The sequence below is a fragment of the Vibrio sp. 2132-1 genome (assembly GCF_033344315.1).
The window spans coordinates 1-20,064 of the sequence record NZ_JAWPON010000024.1; the positions used below are offsets into that span (position 1 = coordinate 1).

At 46.5% G+C, this 20,064-nt stretch carries 14 protein-coding genes; 4 read left to right on the forward strand and 10 right to left on the reverse strand.

All coding sequences use genetic code 11. The annotated features are described in order from the left end of the window. Positions 1–1,003: 1,003 nt before the first annotated feature. Together R8N47_RS21060 and R8N47_RS21065 are read left to right on the forward strand one after the other, a co-directional pair. Positions 1,004–2,575: an ABC-F family ATP-binding cassette domain-containing protein gene (locus tag R8N47_RS21060; protein ID WP_064354390.1), complete on the forward strand. Its 1,572-nt coding sequence runs from the start codon at positions 1,004–1,006 to the stop codon at positions 2,573–2,575. Then, a complete protein-coding gene (locus R8N47_RS21065; RefSeq protein WP_064354389.1) occupies positions 2,572–3,729 on the forward strand; it encodes an MFS transporter in 1,158 nt (385 codons plus the stop codon). The genes R8N47_RS21060 and R8N47_RS21065 overlap by 4 nt, the downstream gene beginning before the upstream one ends. A 74-nt stretch (positions 3,730–3,803) precedes the next feature. On the opposite strand, the gene fis is transcribed toward R8N47_RS21065, so the two are convergent. The 9 genes from fis to R8N47_RS21110 all read right to left on the reverse strand — a co-directional run bounded on the left by fis (position 3,804) and on the right by R8N47_RS21110 (position 13,597). Then, positions 3,804–4,100: a DNA-binding transcriptional regulator Fis gene (fis, locus tag R8N47_RS21070; protein WP_000462885.1), complete on the reverse strand. Its 297-nt coding sequence runs from the start codon at positions 4,098–4,100 to the stop codon at positions 3,804–3,806. A 23-nt stretch (positions 4,101–4,123) separates the two neighbouring features. Further along, positions 4,124–5,092 (reverse strand): tRNA dihydrouridine synthase DusB, encoded by a 969-nt coding sequence (dusB, locus tag R8N47_RS21075; protein ID WP_005382505.1) that lies wholly within the window; start codon positions 5,090–5,092, stop codon positions 4,124–4,126. Positions 5,093–5,231: 139 nt separating this feature from the next. Further along, positions 5,232–6,119 carry a 50S ribosomal protein L11 methyltransferase gene (prmA, locus tag R8N47_RS21080; protein ID WP_005382507.1) on the reverse strand — a complete coding sequence of 296 codons (888 nt, stop codon included), beginning with the start codon at positions 6,117–6,119 and terminating at the stop codon, positions 5,232–5,234. Between the two features lie 164 nt (positions 6,120–6,283). Continuing rightward, the gene (gene accC / locus R8N47_RS21085; protein WP_005382509.1) at positions 6,284–7,627 is read right to left on the reverse strand and encodes an acetyl-CoA carboxylase biotin carboxylase subunit; all 1,344 of its coding nucleotides are present in this window, start codon (positions 7,625–7,627) and stop codon (positions 6,284–6,286) included. 14 nt (positions 7,628–7,641) lie between these two features. Continuing rightward, positions 7,642–8,103 (reverse strand): acetyl-CoA carboxylase biotin carboxyl carrier protein, encoded by a 462-nt coding sequence (gene accB / locus R8N47_RS21090; RefSeq protein WP_064354388.1) that lies wholly within the window; start codon positions 8,101–8,103, stop codon positions 7,642–7,644. A gap of 61 nt (positions 8,104–8,164) precedes the next feature. Then, complete coding sequence (gene aroQ / locus R8N47_RS21095) at positions 8,165–8,614, reverse strand: type II 3-dehydroquinate dehydratase (protein WP_005382360.1); 450 nt, start codon at positions 8,612–8,614, stop codon at positions 8,165–8,167. 303 nt (positions 8,615–8,917) lie between these two features. Further along, a complete protein-coding gene (gene acs / locus R8N47_RS21100) occupies positions 8,918–10,870 on the reverse strand; it encodes an acetate--CoA ligase (RefSeq protein ID WP_005386359.1) in 1,953 nt (650 codons plus the stop codon). Between the two features lie 237 nt (positions 10,871–11,107). Next, positions 11,108–11,737, reverse strand: a complete 630-nt coding sequence (locus R8N47_RS21105; protein WP_064354387.1) for a 3'-5' exonuclease — start codon at positions 11,735–11,737, stop codon at positions 11,108–11,110. Positions 11,738–11,770: 33 nt separating this feature from the next. Further along, positions 11,771–13,597 carry a DUF294 nucleotidyltransferase-like domain-containing protein gene (locus tag R8N47_RS21110; protein ID WP_017821769.1) on the reverse strand — a complete coding sequence of 609 codons (1,827 nt, stop codon included), beginning with the start codon at positions 13,595–13,597 and terminating at the stop codon, positions 11,771–11,773. A 233-nt stretch (positions 13,598–13,830) separates the two neighbouring features. Between R8N47_RS21110 and R8N47_RS21115 the strand changes: the two genes are divergently transcribed. Both R8N47_RS21115 and R8N47_RS21120 read left to right on the forward strand, forming a co-directional pair. Further along, positions 13,831–15,018, forward strand: coding sequence for a 3-phenylpropionate MFS transporter (locus R8N47_RS21115; RefSeq protein ID WP_005382367.1), 1,188 nt, complete (start codon positions 13,831–13,833; stop codon positions 15,016–15,018). A gap of 135 nt (positions 15,019–15,153) precedes the next feature. Further along, a complete protein-coding gene (locus R8N47_RS21120; RefSeq protein WP_025768816.1) occupies positions 15,154–18,585 on the forward strand; it encodes a PAS-domain containing protein in 3,432 nt (1,143 codons plus the stop codon). Positions 18,586–18,675: 90 nt separating this feature from the next. On the opposite strand, the gene R8N47_RS21125 is transcribed toward R8N47_RS21120, so the two are convergent. Further along, positions 18,676–20,061, reverse strand: coding sequence for a class II fumarate hydratase (locus tag R8N47_RS21125; protein WP_005386369.1), 1,386 nt, complete (start codon positions 20,059–20,061; stop codon positions 18,676–18,678). Positions 20,062–20,064: the final 3 nt, after the last annotated feature.

Consider the following 20,064-nt stretch of genomic DNA (forward strand, 5'->3'; position numbering starts at 1 on the left):
AGTTGGTTAGAATACCGGCCTGTCACGCCGGGGGTCGCGGGTTCGAGTCCCGTCCACTCCGCCACTTATATTAAGCCCCAGTCGAAAGACTGGGGCTTTTTTCGTTTTGGTTCCCCGACTTACCTTAAACCCACTTTCGTATTGAAACCTTGCATCGAGAGGCCGGCTTCCCTCTGGCGATGCTTTCTAAGCCCTGTTATGAGTGAAGTGGAACTCAGTTTTGTGTGGTTTCTACTGAACCGGGTCCTAGTATCGAGCGCTAGTTCTCAGCCCTTGTGCTTACTTACCAAAGCTTCCTTTATTATTACCTGGAAAATTTATTCACTAGGTTATGTTATTTTCGGGGGAGATTTCTCTGCTTTAGATGTTTTGATTTAGCCATAGGCGCTTATTAATATAAACTCAGCGCATTTAAAACTTTCCAAACATGGATTTTGTTTTGTCGACCTATTTAAGCCAGTGTCTTAAAGTATATTCGCTACTTCTTCCCTCTAACCCTCTCCAACCTTCAAAGCCATCACTACGTACGTATAACGTGAGCGGTATAGGTGCTTTCATAGCTGTGTTTGCTGAGTAAGCAGTTCACCTGGCACATTGACTGAGGAAAAGTCTTCTTTCTGTGGACCTTCGTGTAAGTCACGATAGTTTTAATAATTATCTGGTACTTTTTATTCTAAAGGTGTACGCTTCACATCGAATATTTTTTCGACAGTAAATCATGTTATATCTCTTGTTTAAAAGCTTTGTAAGAAGGCTGAACTCCGTGCAAAAAACGCGATGAAGTGTTGCCCGGAGTCTTAAATTAATCTTCATCAGGTGTTTTATGCGTGAGTAACTTCGCTGAAGTTATACGCAGGCGTCTGTACACCTGATAAAAGAGAAGAGATGGCCGGTGATATTTCATCATCGGCCTTTTTGTATCTGTTAAGCAGCTACAAAGCATTATCCAGTATTGAAATAAGGGCCGGTATTGATCACCGGCCCTTTTTATTTGGTTAAAAGCATGAGTATTTTACAAGTTAAAAATTTGTCTTATCAGATCGCTGATAAGAGTTTATATAACAACGCGACATTTCGAATTAACGTGGGAGAGAAAATAGGTATCACTGGAGCGAATGGCGTTGGAAAAAGCACCTTATTAAAACTGCTTATTGGTGAATTATCTGCAGATAAGGGCTGCATTGACTGGTTACCAAACCTTGAGGTGGGGTATTTAGAGCAACATTTTAAGATGGATAATGCGCTGACGGTTTATGAATGCTTAAAGAGTGCTTTTGAGAACTTATACGCTGCCGAGCAGAAGCTTTGGACTTTGTATCAGGCGATGACCGAGTCTCACTCTACATCTCTTTTAAGCCAAGTCGCTCGGCTACAGGCATATTTAGAAGATGAAGACTTCTATGCAATTAATACCAAAATTGAACGAGTTGCTGTAGGTCTTGGTATTTATCAATTTGGCTTAGATACACCGCTTGTCTCGCTAAGTGGCGGTCAAAGACACAAAGTCCTTTTAGGCAGGTTGTTACTCCGCAACCCCGATGTGTTAATTCTTGATGAGCCGACAAACTATCTTGATGCTCCGCACATTGAATGGCTAGTCACGTTTCTCAATGATTACATTGGCACAGTTTTACTGGTTTCTCATGATGTTGATTTCCTTAATCAAGTAGCGACCAGTATTTGTGATATTGATTATCAAACGGTTCGAAAATACAGCGGTACTTATGTCAAAGCAATGCAGCAAAAGCAGCACGACGGTGCTTTATTAGAAAAGCAATATAAGGCTCAGCAAAGTGAAATTCGAAAGCTAGAGCAATTTATTGCCAAAAATGGTGCAGGAGTTAACGCGAGTCTTGCTAAAGGGCGTAAGAAAAAACTGGATAAAATCGAACGTATTCAACTGAATAATGTAGAGAAAGTATCGACGTTTGACTTTGCTTACCAGCCCATTGAGCAACCGAATGTGGTTGAGGCAAAAGCGTTGATGATCGGTTATCAGCAGCCTCTGCTTCCAGTATTTGATATCACGTTAGCGCGCGGGGAAAAGTTGGTTGTTGCTGGCTTTAACGGCGTGGGTAAGTCGACCTTACTTAAAACCCTGATGGGGGAGATCGAGCCACTCTCTGGTGAGGTGGTATTGGCAAAAGGTGCAATGATTGGTTATTTTTCTCAAGATTTGTCTTGGCGCCATCCTCAGAACACGCCTGAACAGGAGCTGTGCTCTTGTGCGCCAACAATCTCAAGCAAAGAGTCACGCAAGCTATTAGCTCGCTTTGGGATCTCGGGGGATAAGACGCAGCGCCACTTAGATACATTGAGCGGTGGTGAGCAAACTCGGGTGAAACTGTGTTGTTTATCGGTTCAGAAATGCAATGTTTTGCTGTTGGACGAACCAACAACACATTTGGATAGCAGCAGTAAAAATGCGCTTAAAGAGGCTCTCCAGCGCTTTTCCGGTAGCGTGATTGTGGTATCTCATGAGAAGGCATTTTTGCAATCTTGGCCTGATAGAGTTTTAGATATTTCGTTGCTCACTTGTGCTGAATCGGAAACAGAACAGGAGGTGGAGCTATGATGCAGTCCATGATCCTATTTCTCGTTGCTTTTCTTGTTGGTGCTGATGAGTTGATGCTTGGATCTATTCTTGAACCTATCGGAAATGATTTAAGTGTTCAACCGAGTCAGGTGACCTTATTTATTACGGCATATAGTTTAGCCATAGCAATTTGCGCTCCTTACTTGGGCCGTTTATCAGACCGAGTTGGGCGTATTCGTATCATGGTGCCTGCTTGCTTTGTATTTGGGGTTGCGTCTATTACGACGGGCATAGTTCATGATTTTGAACTTGCTATTGCAACTCGTGTGATCACTGGTATTGCAAGTGCAGGCATGTTACCAATTGCATTCGCGTTAGCGGGAGACGCGAAGGGTAATAGAGCGATGCGTCAAATTGTGATGGTTCAGGCGGGATTAACGCTAGGTATGATAACTAGTCCGGCGATCGGAGCATTGTTGACCCAGCTTTTATCATGGCGTACCGCTTTTATTATTTTGGGCGTGGCGGCTCTTTTTGTCGGTGCCATGAGCGTAGTGTCCATGAACAACAAGCATAATGAGTCCAAGAAGTCAGATACTCTGCCACCTATCACAGACGTCATTCATCTTCCAGGCGCGTTGAGGGCGATTCTAGCGATGTGTTTAGGCCTAGGGGGAGGTATTGGTGTATTTAACCTGATAGGCCTTCATATTCGAGATACCAGCGAGTTGGCGCTCGGTTGGGTGGGCGCTATTTATGCTGCTCTAGGGATCGTGAGTGTGGTTGGAAATATGTGCGTGGGGAGAGCTTGCCGTTGGCTTGGTAGCTCTCGAGCTGTTATGCGAGTGGCTTTAATGGTGTGCATACCTTGCAGTGCATGGGTGTTCTCAAGTGAGATGAGTACGGTTACCGCTTATCTTCCAGCTCTAGTGCTCTGGTCTCTTGCTGGAGGGGTTGGTTCTCCAGCATTACAAGCACATATAACAAACTTATCTGATGAATATCGAGGTGTGTTGATGTCTTCTGGAATGAGTATGATGCACTTTGGTGTCGCGATTTGGTCTGCCTTGGCGGGCTTCGCGTATTCTGTAGGCAATGAATGTGTCGCTGTCGTGGCTTTGCTATTGTTTGGCTCAGCAGTGGTTATCTTAAAGCCAGTTGGTAATACTGCACAAAGTGAGCGTTATTCGTAGTGTTTTAGTAGATAAAGAAAAGCCGTTACCTAAAAAGGTAACGGCTTGTTCCAAATACTTTTTGAAAAACGGTCTTAGTTCATGCCGTATTTCTTAAGTTTCTTGCGAAGAGTACCGCGGTTGATACCCATCATAGTTGCTGCGCGAGTTTGGTTACCGCGAGTGTACTGCATGATAGTATCTAGTAGTGGCTGTTCAACTTCAGCTAGAACTAATTCGTATAGTTCTGTTACTTCCTGGCCGTTTAGTTGAGCAAGGTAGTTTTTAAGAGACGCTTTAACAGAGTCACGTAAAGGCTTCTGAGTAATCTGGTCTTGTGACGTTACTGTAGTTACTGTTAATGCTTCTGAAGTCAGATTTTGTTCGAACATATTCGGTCTAGCTCTTCTCTTAATTATGATGCAACGTTATCAAAATAACCTTCTAACGCCTCAATTTGCAGCGGAGCTGCGTCGATAGCGTTGAAGGTACGGCGAAACTCACTTGCCTGTTCATGCTCTTTCAGGTACCACCCAACGTGCTTGCGCGCGATACGTGGACCTAAGAACTCCCCATAAAACTCATGCAGAGCATTTACATGACCAAGCATAATGGTTTTCACTTCCTCAGTTGGAAGCTCCTCCATTGTGGTGCCGTTTTCCAAATAGTGATGGATTTCCTGGAAAATCCAAGGACGACCCTGGGCAGGGCGTCCAATCATTAAAGCGTCCGCACCGGTGTACTCCAGTACAAATTTGGCTTTCTCCGGGCTATCGATATCACCGTTCGCGATAACCGGAATTGAAATCGCCTCTTTTACCGCTTTAATGCTGTCATATTCGGCCTCACCTTTGTACATACATGCTTTCGTTCTGCCATGCAGAGCAAGAGCTTGTATGCCGCAGTTTTCGGCTAATTTAGCGATCTGGACACAGTTCTTGTTGTCTGTATCCCAGCCAGTTCGAGTCTTTAACGTTACAGGAACGTCCACTGCATTCACGACCGCTTTCAAAATCTCTTCGATAATGTTTGGGTATTGAAGCAGAGCAGAGCCCGCTAGCTTCTTATTCACTTTTTTTGCCGGGCAGCCCATGTTGATGTCGATGATTTGTGCACCGTTCTCAACACTGAATTGAGCTGCGTCCGCCATAAGCTGTGGATCGGAACCCGCAATCTGTACAGAGCGAATGCCCGATTCGCCCTCGTGTACCATGCGCTGTTTCGACTTTGACGTTCCCCATAGTTTTGGGTTAGCAGACATCATTTCACTGACGGCCATTCCCGCACCATAGCGAAGACACAACTCGCGAAACGGTCTATCCGTTACACCAGCCATAGGGGCTACGATTAGATTGTTCTTAAGTTGATAGTTTCCGATTTTCAAAACGTCATCACAGTTCTGTACCAGCAAGGGCGCGCATTTTACGCATTTTTTCACTGCGTGAAAAGACTAATATTTGAGCATTTACAAATTGTTTTTGTAAATTGTATGAATTTCAAACAATTAGCTCTGAAAACCTTGTCTAGCCTTGCTTACGACCAGAGATGCGACACCATTCACTTTGCTCAACAATCGGGTCAATGTGAAGCTCGTCACGGTAATAGTTCGCAACATCTTCAGCTTGAGTGTCTAATACGCCGGACATAGCGAGGTCGCCATTTGGCTTAACTAGTCCTTTGATGATAGGTGCAAGTTCACGTAAAGGTCCCGCAAGGATGTTGGCCACAACGACGTCAGCGACGAGACCTTCAGGTTGATTTTGCGGTAAGTAAACTTCTAGTTTGTCTGCAACGCCATTACGCTCAGCATTGTCTTTTGAAGCAAGCAGGGCTTGAGGATCAATGTCGATCCCTATCACTTTTTCAGCGCCCAGTTTGATCGCTGCGATCGCAAGAATACCTGAGCCACAACCGAAGTCGATAACGGTCTTACCGCTTAAGTCCATGCTTTCTAGCCACTCAAGACAAAGTGCTGTTGTAGGGTGAGTACCCGTACCGAATGCAAGGCCTGGATCCAACATAACATTAACAGCGTCAGGATCTGGAATGTCGCGCCAGCTTGGACAAATCCATAAGCGTTCACCAAATTTCATTGGGTGGAAGTTTTCCATCCATTCGCGTTCCCAGTCTTTATCTTCAAGCTGTTCTACTTTGTAAGCAAAATTGTCAGCCAGCATATTGCTCGCTTTAATTTGGTCGATGATGAAGTTAGTGTCTGCTTCTGCATCATACAGTGCCAGAATATCAGTATCGCCCCATAAGCGAGTTTCGCCAGGTAGAGGTTCGAATACAGGTGTATCCTGCGCGTCTAAGAATGTAACAGACAGCGCGCCAGTCTCTTCCATTAGCATATCGCCGATTTGCTCAGCGTTTTCATTGGTCGCGTTGAGTTTGATTTGAATCCAAGGCATTGGTTTTTGCTCTTAAAGTGAATGAAGTGGCGCAGAGTTTACCAGAACTCTACGATTTGTTTGAGTATATACCCAAATAAGCCGATTTATATGTTGAGCCGTTCGCGTACATATAAAACAAAAATGCCCACGGGAGTGGGCATTTTTAAGACGTTTGCTTAGGTTTATTGTAAGCCAAGCTTCTTCTCTAGGTAGTGGATGTTTGCACCACCGTGTTGGAAGTTTTCGTCATTCATAATGGAGAATTGCAGTGGCACGTTAGTTTTGATGCCTTCGATGATCATCTCACCCAGTGCGTTCTTCATACGTGCAATCGCTACATCACGGTTCTCACCGTAAGTGATCAGTTTACCAATCATTGAATCGTAATGAGGTGGTACTGTGTAGCCTGTGTAGATATGAGATTCCCAACGTACACCCATACCGCCAGGAGCGTGGAAACGCTCGATCTTACCCGGAGATGGTAGGAAGCGCTCAGGGTCTTCTGCGTTGATACGACACTCAATCGCATGGCCACGGATCTTAATATCATCTTGAGTGAATGACAGAGGCTGACCCGCTGCAACGCGAAGCTGTTCTTTGATTAGGTCGATGCCAGTAACCATCTCTGTTACTGGGTGCTCTACCTGAATACGAGTGTTCATTTCGATGAAGTAGAACTCACCGTTCTCGTATAGGAATTCAAACGTACCTGCGCCGCGGTAACCGATCTCGATACATGCACGAGTACAGCGTTCACCGATGTACTTACGCATTTCTTCGGTGATACCAGGTGCTGGAGCTTCTTCCACTACTTTTTGGTGACGACGTTGCATTGAACAGTCACGCTCACCAAGGTGGATTGCGCCGCCTTGACCGTCAGCAATAACCTGAACTTCAACGTGACGAGGGTTTTCTAGGAATTTCTCCATGTAAACCATGTCATTGTTGAACGCCGCTTTTGCTTCAGCACGTGTCATTGCAATAGCTTGGATAAGGTCTTTCTCTGCGCGAACAACACGCATACCACGACCGCCGCCGCCGCCAGATGCTTTGATGATTACTGGGTAACCAATGCGCTTAGCAAATGCTTTGTTTTTCTCTTCGTCATTGTCTAGAGGGCCGTCAGAACCCGGTACACAAGGAACGCCTGCTTTCTTCATTGCATTGATAGCAGATACTTTATCGCCCATTAGGCGGATAGTGTCTGCCTTTGGGCCAACGAAGATGAAACCACTGCGCTCAACTTGCTCTGCGAAGTCTGCGTTCTCAGACAGGAAGCCGTAACCTGGGTGGATAGCAACAGCACCAGTCACTTCTGCTGCAGAAATGATGCGTGGAATGTTTAGGTAGCTGTCGATACCACGAGCAGGGCCGATACATACGGTTTCGTCTGCGAGCAGTACGTGCTTAAGATCGCGGTCAGCTGTCGAGTGAACAGCGACGGTCTTAATACCTAATTCTTTACAAGCGCGAAGAATACGAAGTGCAATTTCACCTCGGTTCGCGATGACTACTTTGTCTAGCATAAGGCAAGCCCCGCTTATTCGATTACAACAAGAGGTTGGTCGAATTCAACTGGTTGGCCGTCTTCAGCTAGGATTGCTGTAACAACGCCAGATTTGTCCGCTTCGATTTGGTTCATCATTTTCATTGCTTCAACAATACATAGAGTATCGCCAGCATTTACTTTCTGACCCACTTCTACGAATGCTTTAGAGTCTGGGCTTGGAGAGCGGTAGAAAGTACCAACCATTGGAGAAAGAACTTGGTGACCTGCAGGTGTTGCTGCTGGAACTTCTGCTGCTGGCGCTTCCGCTACTGGTGCCGCTGCTACTGGAGCAGGTGCCGCCGCTGGAGCTGCTGCGTAGTGAATTGGTGCTTGAGGGGCTGCAGTGCCATGACGGCTGATGCGCACTGACTCTTCACCTTCAGAGATCTCTAGCTCAGCAATGCCAGACTCTTCAACTAACTCAATTAGCTTCTTGATTTTACGAATATCCATCTTTTCTTTCTCTTTTATCTTGTGATTAAGACAACCCTCGTAGGGTTGCAGAGTGTTAGGGTTACTTTGCCTGTAGCTTATTGATCGCTGCAGACAGAGCAAATTCATAACCTTGTGCGCCTAAACCGCAAATCACACCCTCTGCTTTATCTGACAGGTAAGAGTGATGACGGAATGGTTCACGTGCGTGCACATTTGATAAGTGCACCTCAATAAATGGGATGGCGACGCCAAGTAATGCATCTCGCAGCGCCACACTAGTATGAGTGAAAGCCGCTGGATTGATGATGATGAAGTCAATCTTGCCATAGGCAGCGTGAATGGCTTCAATCAGTTCGTACTCACGATTTGATTGTAGGTGTTCCAGTTCTACCCCAGCGTTATGGGCTTGCTCTGTAAGAGTATCCACAACTTGAGCTAAGGTACTGTGACCATAGTGTGTCGGTTCGCGCAGACCCAATAGATTAAGATTTGGTCCGTTTAGAACAAGAATCCGTGACTTTGCAGACATTGTGTTGCTATCTTCCCTTATCGTGAGTGGAACGTTTATATTCCCAAATATACGATAGTTCAGCACGATTTTTTTGTTAAAACCGAGCAAATTTTAAAAAATCGACCAAGATTATAGCTAATTCATAGCAATTAGCAGCAATTTACTGGTCTAATCTCCTAATAGCCACTCTCGTTTCTGTAACCAAGTTAACAAAAACAACATAATTGCCATATTTTTTGTGTGGCCAATTTGTGCACTAAAGCAAAAAACCGCCATGAGTGATGGCGGTTTTTAAAGTGCTTTTAAAACAGTTGGTTGAATTTATGCCAATTCTGCTTTCTCTGCGATAAGTTTATCTACAACGCTCGGATCGGCAAGCGTTGATGTGTCTCCGAGGTTGCTAGTATCACCCGTTGCAATTTTACGCAGGATTCGACGCATGATCTTACCAGAACGAGTCTTCGGTAAGGAATCCGTCCAGTGCAGTACATCTGGTGTTGCAATTGGACCAATTTCTTTACGCACCCAATCTTTCACTTCTTTGTGTAGCTCTGCTGACGGGAATTCACCATCGTTCAAGGTAATGTAAGCGTAGATAGCTTGGCCTTTGATATCATGCGGAATGCCCACAATAGCGGCCTCAGCAATTTTATGATGTGCGACAAGAGCCGATTCTATTTCAGCGGTACCCATGCGGTGACCCGACACGTTTAGTACGTCATCAACACGGCCCGTGATCCAGTAGTAACCGTCTTCGTCACGACGAGCCCCATCACTAGTAAAGTACATTCCCTTAAAGGTTGAGAAGTAGGTCTGTTCAAAGCGCTCGTGGTCGCCATAAACAGTACGCATCTGACCTGGCCATGAATCAAGGATCACCAAGTTACCTTCTGCTGCGGTTTCTTCAATGATGTTGCCCATGTTATCAACCAGTGCAGGTTGGACTCCGAAGAATGGTCGAGTTGCTGAGCCTGGTTTTAAATCTGTTGCGCCTGGTAGTGGTGCAATTAAGATACCGCCGGTCTCTGTTTGCCACCAAGTATCAACGATAGGCGAGCTCTCGTTACCAATCGTTTTGTAGTACCACTCCCACGCTTCAGGGTTGATAGGCTCACCTACTGAACCCATCACACGTAAGCTTGAACGAGATGTCCCTGCTACCGCTTCGTTACCTTTTGCCATTAGTGCACGAATAGCGGTTGGCGCAGTGTAGAGAATGTTCACTTGGTGCTTATCAACCACTTCACTCATACGAGCCGTGCTTGGGTAGTTTGGAACACCTTCAAACAGAATGGTTTTGGCCCCGTTCGCTAGTGGACCATAAATTAGGTAAGTATGGCCTGTAATCCAGCCCACATCCGCGGTACACCAGAAGGTTTCTCCTGGTTGATAATCGAAGACATATTTAAAGGTCATTGCCGCGTAGACGAGGTAACCGCCTGTAGTATGTAGTACGCCTTTAGGTTTACCTGTCGAGCCAGATGTGTAGAGGATGAACAGCGGGTCTTCGGCTTTCATCTCTTCTGGTGGGCAAACGTCAGAAACGTTGGCTGTTGCTTCGTGCCACCAAACATCACGGTGTTCATGCCATTCAACATCACCACCTGTACGTTTAAGCACGACGACTTTATTGATGGTTTTTACGTCTGGGTTGGTTAGTGCTTCATCCACGTTCTTTTTCAGTGGAACAGCGCGTCCGCCACGTACGCCTTCGTCTGCGGTGATCACGACTTTAGCGTCAGAGTCGATGATACGGCCGGATAGCGCTTCTGGTGAGAAACCGCCAAATACTACGGTGTGAACCGCACCAATACGGGTACAAGCGAGCATAGCCACTGCAGCTTCTGGCACCATTGGCATGTATAGACACACCACGTCGCCCTTGCGTACGCCTTGCTCTTTCAATGCGTTGGAGAATTTACACACTTCTTTGTGCAGTTCGTTGAAAGTGAGTGTTTTGTCGTCGGCTGGATCATCGCCTTCCCAAATGATGGCGACGTCATCCCCGTGTTCTGCAAGATGACGGTCAATACAGTTAGCCGAGACGTTCAGTGTGCCATCTTCAAACCAGCGAATATCAACATGGCCAGTGTCGAAAGAAGTGCTTTTTACTTTGGTGAAAGGTTTGATCCAATCAACGATTTTGCCGTGTTCGTTCCAGAAGCCCTCTGGATCGGTTACCGACTGCTGATACATGGCTAAGTAAGTATCATTATCCGCGTGTGTATGAGTTTTAATATTTTCTTTTACCGGATAAACGTGGGCTTCGCTCATGGCTTCTCTCCTTGTGCCTTATTTCTCGGCCTTACACCAATCTAGATAAGATTTTGAATATATTTTTGTAGGGCTGTTTTTTGGTTCTAAATAACTTGGTCGTGGTAATGACGACGTTGTGCTTATAACTGTCAGTCACCGCGCGTATTTCCACAATTAGACTTTAGGATGAGAGTGATAGAAGCGCCGGGAAATCGCTGAAACAAAAGTATTTCTGGGAGCTAGGTCAACTGATTTTTATGTATACGGTGCGGTTAGGTTGGGTAAATCGCCTTTCGTTAAGCGGACAAAGACCAAAGCGGCAGAAATCGCGTCTTGCAAGGCGTCGTGTTTGTCTTGGATAGGAAGTTCGAGGTGTTTACAAATGGCATCCAGACTTAAGTCGAAATAGGCATTCGGCAAATGTCGTTCCAACTTATCGTGATAAATCTGACTGACCTCGATGAGTGGGTTAGGAAGTGGGAAGCCAAGTTGCCTCAGACAAGCAAGGTCTAAGATCTTTTTATCGTAACGAATGTGATAGCCCACAAGTGGTCGGTTGCCGATAAATTCGAGCAGCTCGAGCAGCGCCTCTTTTTCACTGATGCCATCGACTAAGTCTTGGTGGCGAATTCGATGGATCTTGACCGAGCCAGAGTCGAGCGATTGCGGCGCGCGTAAGCGGACTTCAAATGGTTGACTGGTGATGATGCGGTTGTCGATGATCTTGGTGGCTGCAATAGTCACCAGCTCGGCGCGATTTGGGTCAAGGCTGGTGGTTTCGCAGTCAAGAGAGACGTATTCTGTTTTATCTGGCGTGCAAAACAGCGACTGATAAGGCGAGCCTTTCAATTTGTAATGCCAGTATTTGCGTTGTAACCAGTTCATTGCTTACGCCTCTGTGATTTATGAAAATCAGGGTTAATCACGAATTTGATAATGGAAGCCTAAAAATTGCTTAAATTTCTTCACCACATGTAAGCTGTGGCGAAGCAAATCACGCTCAGTTCTATCCAGTTGTTTAATATCAATGTTATTCAACGCTTCTTGCTTTTTGAGTTGCTGATTGAGGCGAAGTTTAAAGAACAATTTCAGTGCTTCGTTGAGATTATCTGCCGTTTCGGATTCTAAGATGCGCTTATTTCTCAGAGCTTCAATGCGCTCAAACGTGTTCTTCTCCTCAATGGCATATTCCAAAGACAAGGTGCGAATGCCGTGTACAATTGGGAAAATACCGCCGCGTTTAATGTCCAATCCGTCTTTAGCACTTTTTACGTTGCCAAATAGAGTTAGGGGCACAGAAAACTGCAAGGCAGGGCGAGTAAAATCAGACAATATCAACATGCGATCTTTCATTGTGTCACGAAGATGCGCCGCAATTGGAGCCAGCAGCTCGCAATTCCCAGCAACAGCATGGGCGTCACTGAAAATGGCTAAGTCCATGATTTGTTCTGGTTCGGCTTTAGCTATCCAGTGGTTTAGGGTGCTTATCCATTCTTGCTGTGTTTTGACCCACTTCGGGTTGTTAACCATCACTTTGCCAAGGCAAAGTGGATAACCGAGCTGTTGTAGGGTGTGTGTGAAGGATTGCATCACTTGTTCGCAATGAGGCCATTCCAGACCATCTTGAATAATCAGGGCATTGTCTTGATCAGTTTTGAGAATTTGCTCTCCTCGGCCTTCAGAGCCGAGTACGATCAAGCAACAATGGTCGTGCAAGGCTGGTGGTATCACTAACTCGAACGCTTTCTCGATAATTTGTTCGTTTACGGCTGAGATAAGCTCCATGATGAAGCGAGTGCGGATGCCGTTTTTCAATAAGCTCTCGACCAATTGACGTTGGCGGTTTGAGGCCAAAGCGAGCTCTTCCACGCTGCTTGCTCGAGCAATACTGAGCGTTAACACGTGAGAGTGGGTTGAGAATGCGCTGAGAATTTGGGTCATATCCAGCATGCCGACAGCTCTGTTGCCTTCACATACCATGAGGCGTTTCATTCTATTTCTGGTCATTGTGATCATGGCGTTGAATAGAAAGTCTCCATCATCAACGTGATAAACAGGAAAGCTCGCGATCTCACCCACTGGTGTGTCGAGCGCGCAACCATCTATCATCACAGAATGCAGCATATTAGTACGAGTCACTATTGCGTACGGGTGGGCTGATGGCCATTTTTCCAATCGTGGATCATCGCCATGGAGTTGAACCAATGCAGCGTCAATCCCATTTTCTTTTAAGGAACGTGTTACCTCGTTAATTGGTGTATTTGGTTCAAGGATCATCGGTGGGTGATAAATGCTGCGGTCAACTTTAGTGAGAATAAACTCCGCTAAGTTTTGCTGTTGATGGGCCGCTTCGATGAGCTCTTGCCGTTTCGATAAATTGTTATCGAAATAGGCTGCAAACTGGCCATTTTCGTTGTAAAGGGCAAGGAAAATTTCTTTCGGCAGTAGGTAAGAGAGCGTGTCCTCAAGCGCGATGTAGTGATGACGTACCTTGTCTTCAAGTAACGAGCGTACATCGAACATATCGTCGTTGGCATAATGTGCGAACACTTCCTGTTGATCGTTGGAGCGCTCTTCTACCGCGCCTTTGATCAGAATATGTAAGTGGGGGTTCTTCTGTCCGCAGGATAAAATAACATCTCGAGCTCGATAGTAGGCGACGTCCAGAGAGGATCGCAGTCGCGTTTGTTGTGCTTCAGTTAAGCGATCGAACGGTGGAGACTGCATGTTAAATTTGTCAGGCATGAGAACACCCAATAATGATGGAAGGAACACTCTCTAAGTCTGACAAATTTCTTACCGGAAGCCAGACGACTTTGGTCTAAATTACGATGTTTTCGCTTGAAGATGCCAAATGTCGCAAAGTTAGTATTCCATCGAGGAAACGATAAGTTTCTTATTCTTCCCTTTTTATAATACGCATGGCGATCCATAATTCCCGGCTCGAACGTTGGTGTTCCCGTTTTAGGATATTAGTAATGTTGAAACCTTCTCCGTATGGCTGGATTTCCCAGTACTTTCTCGGATTCTTCTTTGCGTATGGCGTGTATCTGCCATTTTGGTCACTTTGGTTTAAGGATCAGGGCGTATCTTCGACAGATATCGGTTTGCTGGTCGGGTTAGGCCTTGCGACACGTTGTGTTGCCAATATCGTGATCACCCCACGAGTACACAAAGTCGAACATCTTATGCCTGCTTTACGTTGGTTGAGTTTCGCTGCCCTCCTTTTTGTTGGATTTCACTTTTTTACGGGTGGTAGCTTTTGGTTAATGGCACTAGCGACAGTGTTGTTCAATCTTTGTTGTGGACCGATTATTCCGTTGTCGGACGCGATGGCAAATTACTACGCTCGCCTGAAAATGCTCGATTATGGCCGCACGCGGCTATGGGGTTCGATCGCCTTTATCGCAGGCTCGACGGCAGTGGGCTACCTGGTGGCTGAATTTGGCTCCGATATGATCTTGTATACTGCGATGTTCGGCGTGTTTATCTCGTTGCTGTTTGCTATGCGACCGACTAACCCAATGCCTGTAACGCACGGTGGGCAAAGCGCAGAACGTCCAAAGCTGACCGCTCTTTTGACCGACAAGCCGATACTAAAATTCTTAGTGTTGGTGTCACTAATTCAGGGCAGTCATGCGGCTTACTACGGCTTTAGTGCGATTCACTGGAAGGCCGCTGGTCACTCGGAAGATGTCATTGGCTACTTGTGGAGCTTAGGAGTGGCCGCAGAAGTGGCAGTGTTTGCACTGAGTAAGCGCTTATTCGTAGGTTGGTCAATACGCGCGCTGTTTATTGCTGCTGCCGTTGGTGTAATGATGCGTTGGGGTATTACGGCGTCGACAACATCGATTATTGCTTTGGTGATTGTTCAACTACTACATGGTGTGACTTTCGCTACCGCACACATTGCCGCGATCCAATATATCCAAAACTCCGAAGAAAATAAGATCGTAGCGTTGCAAGCGTTGTATAACGCGATTCCGTTGGGCGCATTTATCGCGTTAATGACCGTATTGAGTGGTTGGGGTTATGAGCACTGGGGACCGCTTGTGTTCTGGGGCATGGCCGCGATGGGGTTATTGGCTCTGTTCATCAAGCTTGATTCACAAGACCCACATCAGGTGGTTGATGTATCAGACAAGCCACTTGAAACACAGAATTAGACTTATGTAACAAAGGTTAAAAACTAAGCTTTGTCTCCGTTATCAAAGCGGTGTTAAATGAAACCTCTCCCTCATGGAGAGGTTTTTTTATTCTCTTGCTTTAAAAGTAGCAAGAAAGGCAAGAAAGGATATCGGATGCAAGGATGGCTGGTGGTTCCCGTTTCTTTAGCGTATTTGGGAGCTTTATTTATCATCGCGTGGTACGGCGACATTCAGAAAAGGTGGCTAGCGCGCTGGCGGCCTTGGATTTATAGTCTTTCCATTGCGGTGTACTGTACATCATGGACCTTCTACGGCACGGTCGGGCAGGCCAGCAGTAATCCTTGGTCTTTCTTGCCCATCTATATTGCCCCCATTTTAGTGTTTACCATCGGATGGCGCGTTTTAGCTCGGCTTATTTTGATTGCTAAACGGGAACACATCACGTCGATTGCTGACTTTATCGGAGCACGCTACGGTAAATCCCAAGGTTTGGCCGTGGTTGTTACGCTCATAGCGGTTGCGGGAATTTTGCCGTACATCGCTTTACAGCTGCGTGGTATCACTATGGGGCTTGAAATTATTGCTCCGGAGCTGGCTACTGATTTTGGTTATCAAAACGATAGCGTGTCGTGGTTTGTTGTGGTCGCATTGGCGATTTTTACGATGCTATTCGGTACCCGCCACATTGATAACACGGAACACCATCGTGGGATGATGATGGCAATTGCCTTCGAATCCATTATCAAACTGCTGGCTTTTTTAGTGGTTGGTGTCTTCATTGTTTGGTTGGCGATGAACTCCGAGAATTTGAGCTTAATTGATGTTGCCGCACAGACGTATCAGTCACCAAATATCCCGACTATATTGATTCATACTGTACTGACCATGCTGGCGATAGTTTGCCTTCCGCGACAATTCCATACGATGGTGGTAGAAAATGAACGTGCTCAAGATTTGCATGTGGCTCGTTGGTTGTTCCCCATTTATCTGATCTTAATGGGGATTTTTGTCTTACCTATTGCGTGGGTAGGGCAAGGTCTCTTGAGTGGCGCTTCGCCTGATACTTATGTCATCAGTGTGCCGATGTCGGTAGGGGCGAGTGAAATCGCCTTGCTTGCGTTTTTAGGCGGTACTTCAGCGGCAAGTGGCATGGTTATCGTATCGACGATTGCCTTAGCGATCATGGTCTCGAATGACTTGGTTATGCCATTGCTATTGCGTCGCATGCGACTGACGCAGCGTAACCATCACCATTTTTCTGAATTATTACTGCGGATCCGCCGTGGTTTGATATTAGTTTTGTTGATTGGCGCGTGGTGTTTCTATCAAGCGTTGGACACTATTCATTCACTTTCTGCTATCGGCTTTCTCTCGTTCGCGGCTATCACGCAATTCGCTCCTGCGCTGGTTGGCGGTATGTATTGGCGTCAAGGGAATAAGAAAGGTGTGTATGTTGGCCTCGCGGTGGGTTTTGCTACCTGGTTGATTACGTTAATGAGCCAAACAGACATGCTTGCCGGAGACGCCAGTAATAACTTCCTGATCTGGTTGATTACGCCACCAGAGGTATTGGCTAGCTTTGATATCGCGATTTCAGATTGGGGGATGATCCTCAGCGTGGTCGCTAATGCAGTGTGTTTTGTTGTGGTTTCTATGGCTACCCGACCAAGCCTAAGTGAGCGCTTACAATCGGCATCATTCGTTGGTACACCGTTGCCTGAAAGCGAAAATATGAGTCTGTACCAGAGCCGCGTTACGGTTGCAGAACTGGAAATGCTAGCGTCCAGATTTGTAGGACGAACGCGAGTTAAAGCGGCGTTTCAAGCCTACTGGAGCCAACAACGAGAAGAGTTAATGCCGAATCAGCAAGCGCCATCTTCTCTGATTCGGCATACGGAGCGTGTGCTGGCAGGGGTATTTGGTGCATCTTCTGCTAAGTTAGTGCTTACTTCCGCTCTGCAAGGAAGAAACATGCAGCTTGAAGAGGTGGCGACTATCGTTGATGAAGCCTCTGAACTGTACGATTTTAGTCGGGGTTTACTCCAAGGCGCGATTGAGCATATTGGACAAGGTATTGCGGTCGTCGATAAGCAACTACGCTTGGTAGCGTGGAACCAACGCTATTTAGAACTCTTTGAATTTCCGCCAGGCCTGATTCAAGTAGGTCGACCGATTGCGGATGTGATTCGGCACAATGCAGAGCAGGGGTTGTGTGGCCCTGGTGACCCTGATGACCACGTCCGTCGCCGTGTTTATCACCTTGAGCAAGGGACTCGGCACACCTCTTCTCGGGTTCGTCCCGATGGTCGCGTGATAGAGGTGCAAGGTAACCCAATGCCAGGTGGTGGCTTTGTGATGAGCTTTACCGACATCACCGTATTCCGTGATGCAGAGCAAGCACTGAAAGACGCCAACGAGACATTGGAAGAAAGGGTACGTCTGCGGACTCGAGAATTAGAACAACTTAACAAGCAACTGGTGGAAGCGACGCAGCGCTCGGATTTGGAATCGAAGTCCAAATCACGGTTCTTGGCGGCAGTAAGCCATGACTTGATGCAACCGCTCAACGCGGCGCGTCTATTCGCTTCTTCACTATCGGAAGTCGCCAAAGACAGCGAAGCCAAAAAGCTGTCAGCACACATTGAAAGTGCTTTAGAGGCTGCCGAAGACTTAATTGGAGATTTGCTGGATATCTCGCGTTTGGAATCGGGCAAGTTGGAAGTCAACGTGCATGGCTTTGCGTTAAATGATGTGTTATCGAATTTGAATGCTGAGTTTAGTGCGTTAGCCAAACAGCAAGGTATAGAGTTCACGATGATTCCGTCCTCACTCATGGTTAAGTCGGATCCCAAACTGCTGCGCCGTGTGGTGCAAAACTTCCTGACCAATGCGTTTCGTTATAACCCGAATGGCAAAGTCGCACTCGGTGTTCGCCGCGTGAAAGGGCGAGTGCGTATTGATGTATGGGATAATGGAGTGGGGATTGAAGAAGAGAAGCAGCAAGAGATTTTTGAAGAGTTTAATCGCGGAACTCAAGTTCGTTCCGACCAAGGTCTCGGACTTGGTTTGGCGATTTCGAAAGGAATTGCTCAGGTACTTGGGCATGAAATTTCGATGCGCTCTTGGGTTGGAAAAGGCAGTGTTTTTTCCATCACCCTAGATAAAGCTGATCATGTTCAGCCTCATCCAGTTCACGTGGCGATGAATAAGCAATCTGAACTTGGTCATCTGAGAATCCTATGTGTCGATAATGAGCCTGACATTCTAGTCGGCATGGAAAACTTACTTTCCCGATGGGGTTGCGATACACGAGTTGCGATTGATTTAGTTGAAAGTCTACAAGCGCTTGAGGATGGTTGGATTCCGGATGTAATTTTCTCCGATTACCGACTTGATGATGGTCGTACTGGTTTAGAAGTGCTACAGCAATGCCGCCTGAGATTAGGCCACAGCTTTGAAGGCGTCATCATCAGTGCAGATCGTACCGATGATATGCTTGATGGCATCAAAGCAAATGGGTTCAGCTTTATTGCTAAGCCAGTTAAGCCGCTTAAGTTGCGTTCGGTGCTCAATCGAGTCGCTTAGGATTGGAGTGTTTGAAAAATCGCTATAAAAGAGACCTCCGAATGGAGGTCTCGATGTTTGTAATCTTAGTTGATAGGCTGAGTTTGCCGTTTATTCTGCGACGCCGCCTTGGGTCAGTTTGGCTGGATTAAGCAATCGCTCTAGTGTGGCTCTATCCAAATCAGTTTCTTCTTCCGCGACATCAATAATCGCGCGCCCCTGTTTGTAGGCTTTTTTCGCGACTTCTGCCGCTTTTAGGTAACCAATGACCGGGTTGAGAGCCGTGACCAAAATTGGGTTTTTGGCGAGTGCTACATCCAAGTTATCTTGGCGAACTTCAAACGTCGCAATGGCTTTGTCAGCTAAAGCGGTTGCGCTGTTAGAGAGTAACTCGATGCTCTCCAATACGTTATGAGCAATAACTGGCAACATGACGTTAAGCTGGAAGTTGCCCGCTTGGCCTGCGACGGTAATGGTGGTGTCATTACCAATGACTTGCGCTGATGCCATCGCTGCGGCTTCTGGGATCACAGGATTTACTTTGCCAGGCATGATGGAAGAACCCGGTTGCAAGCCTTGTAATTCTATCTCACCTAAACCAGCCAATGGGCCTGAATTCATCCAACGAAGATCGTTTGCGATCTTCATGATCGCAACTGCTGCTGTTTTGAGCTGTCCCGACAGAGCGACGATCGCATCTTGACTGCTTAAATTGAAAAAGAAGTTATCACTGGCCGTGAACTGAATACGAGTTGACTGGGTTAGGTTGCTAGCGAATAAGTCTGCAAAGCGTGGATCGGCATTGATCCCCGTTCCAACCGCCGTACCACCTTGGGCTAAGGCTTTTACAGCAGGAAGTGTTTGTTCAATCGCTTGTTTTGCATGCTCGATTTGGAACTGCCAACCGCCAAGTTCTTGAGCAAAGGTAATTGGCATCGCATCCATTAAGTGGGTGCGACCGGTTTTTACAACATCTTTCAATGCTTGTTGCTTAGACTCTAGTGTTTGGCTTAGGTGTGACAGGGCCGGGAAGAGCTGTTTTTCGATGGCTAATGCTGCGCTAACTTGAATGGCCGTTGGTACCACATCGTTGCTGCTTTGCCCCATGTTGACGTGATCATTAGGGCTGACAGTGCCGCCTAGATGCTGGGAGGCCAGTGTTGCAATTACTTCATTCGCATTCATATTTGAGCTAGTGCCTGATCCCGTTTGGAACACGTCAATTGGGAATTGCTCAATATGATTGCCTTCGATAATTGCTTGAGCTGCGTCAGCAATCGCGTTGGCAATATCTCCCTCAAGCAGCCCTAGCTGTGCGTTGGTGAGTGCCGCAGTCTGCTTGATGTGTGCTAACGCTTTGATAAAACCAGATGGCATTTTATGTTGACTGAATGAGAAGTTATCGACGGCGCGTTGAGTTTGGGCTTGGTAGAGAGCATCTGCAGGGACCGTTACTTCGCCCATACTGTCAGTTTCTATGCGGAATTCGGTGCTCATGGT

Excerpts from the sequence above, each read along its gene's own strand:
- R8N47_RS21060 (WP_064354390.1), top strand. The coding sequence starts at position 1,004 with ATGAGTATTTTACAAGTTAAAAATTTGTCTTATCAGATCGCTGATAAG.
- R8N47_RS21065 (WP_064354389.1), top strand. The coding sequence starts at position 2,572 with ATGATGCAGTCCATGATCCTATTTCTCGTTGCTTTTCTTGTTGGTGCT.
- fis (WP_000462885.1), bottom strand. The coding sequence starts at position 4,100 with ATGTTCGAACAAAATCTGACTTCAGAAGCATTAACAGTAACTACAGTA.
- prmA (WP_005382507.1), bottom strand. The coding sequence starts at position 6,119 with ATGCCTTGGATTCAAATCAAACTCAACGCGACCAATGAAAACGCTGAG.
- accC (WP_005382509.1), bottom strand. The coding sequence starts at position 7,627 with ATGCTAGACAAAGTAGTCATCGCGAACCGAGGTGAAATTGCACTTCGT.
- accB (WP_064354388.1), bottom strand. The coding sequence starts at position 8,103 with ATGGATATTCGTAAAATCAAGAAGCTAATTGAGTTAGTTGAAGAGTCT.
- aroQ (WP_005382360.1), bottom strand. The coding sequence starts at position 8,614 with ATGTCTGCAAAGTCACGGATTCTTGTTCTAAACGGACCAAATCTTAAT.
- acs (WP_005386359.1), bottom strand. The coding sequence starts at position 10,870 with ATGAGCGAAGCCCACGTTTATCCGGTAAAAGAAAATATTAAAACTCAT.
- R8N47_RS21105 (WP_064354387.1), bottom strand. The coding sequence starts at position 11,737 with ATGAACTGGTTACAACGCAAATACTGGCATTACAAATTGAAAGGCTCG.
- R8N47_RS21110 (WP_017821769.1), bottom strand. The coding sequence starts at position 13,597 with ATGCCTGACAAATTTAACATGCAGTCTCCACCGTTCGATCGCTTAACT.
- R8N47_RS21115 (WP_005382367.1), top strand. The coding sequence starts at position 13,831 with ATGTTGAAACCTTCTCCGTATGGCTGGATTTCCCAGTACTTTCTCGGA.
- R8N47_RS21120 (WP_025768816.1), top strand. The coding sequence starts at position 15,154 with ATGCAAGGATGGCTGGTGGTTCCCGTTTCTTTAGCGTATTTGGGAGCT.
- R8N47_RS21125 (WP_005386369.1), bottom strand. The coding sequence starts at position 20,061 with ATGAGCACCGAATTCCGCATAGAAACTGACAGTATGGGCGAAGTAACG.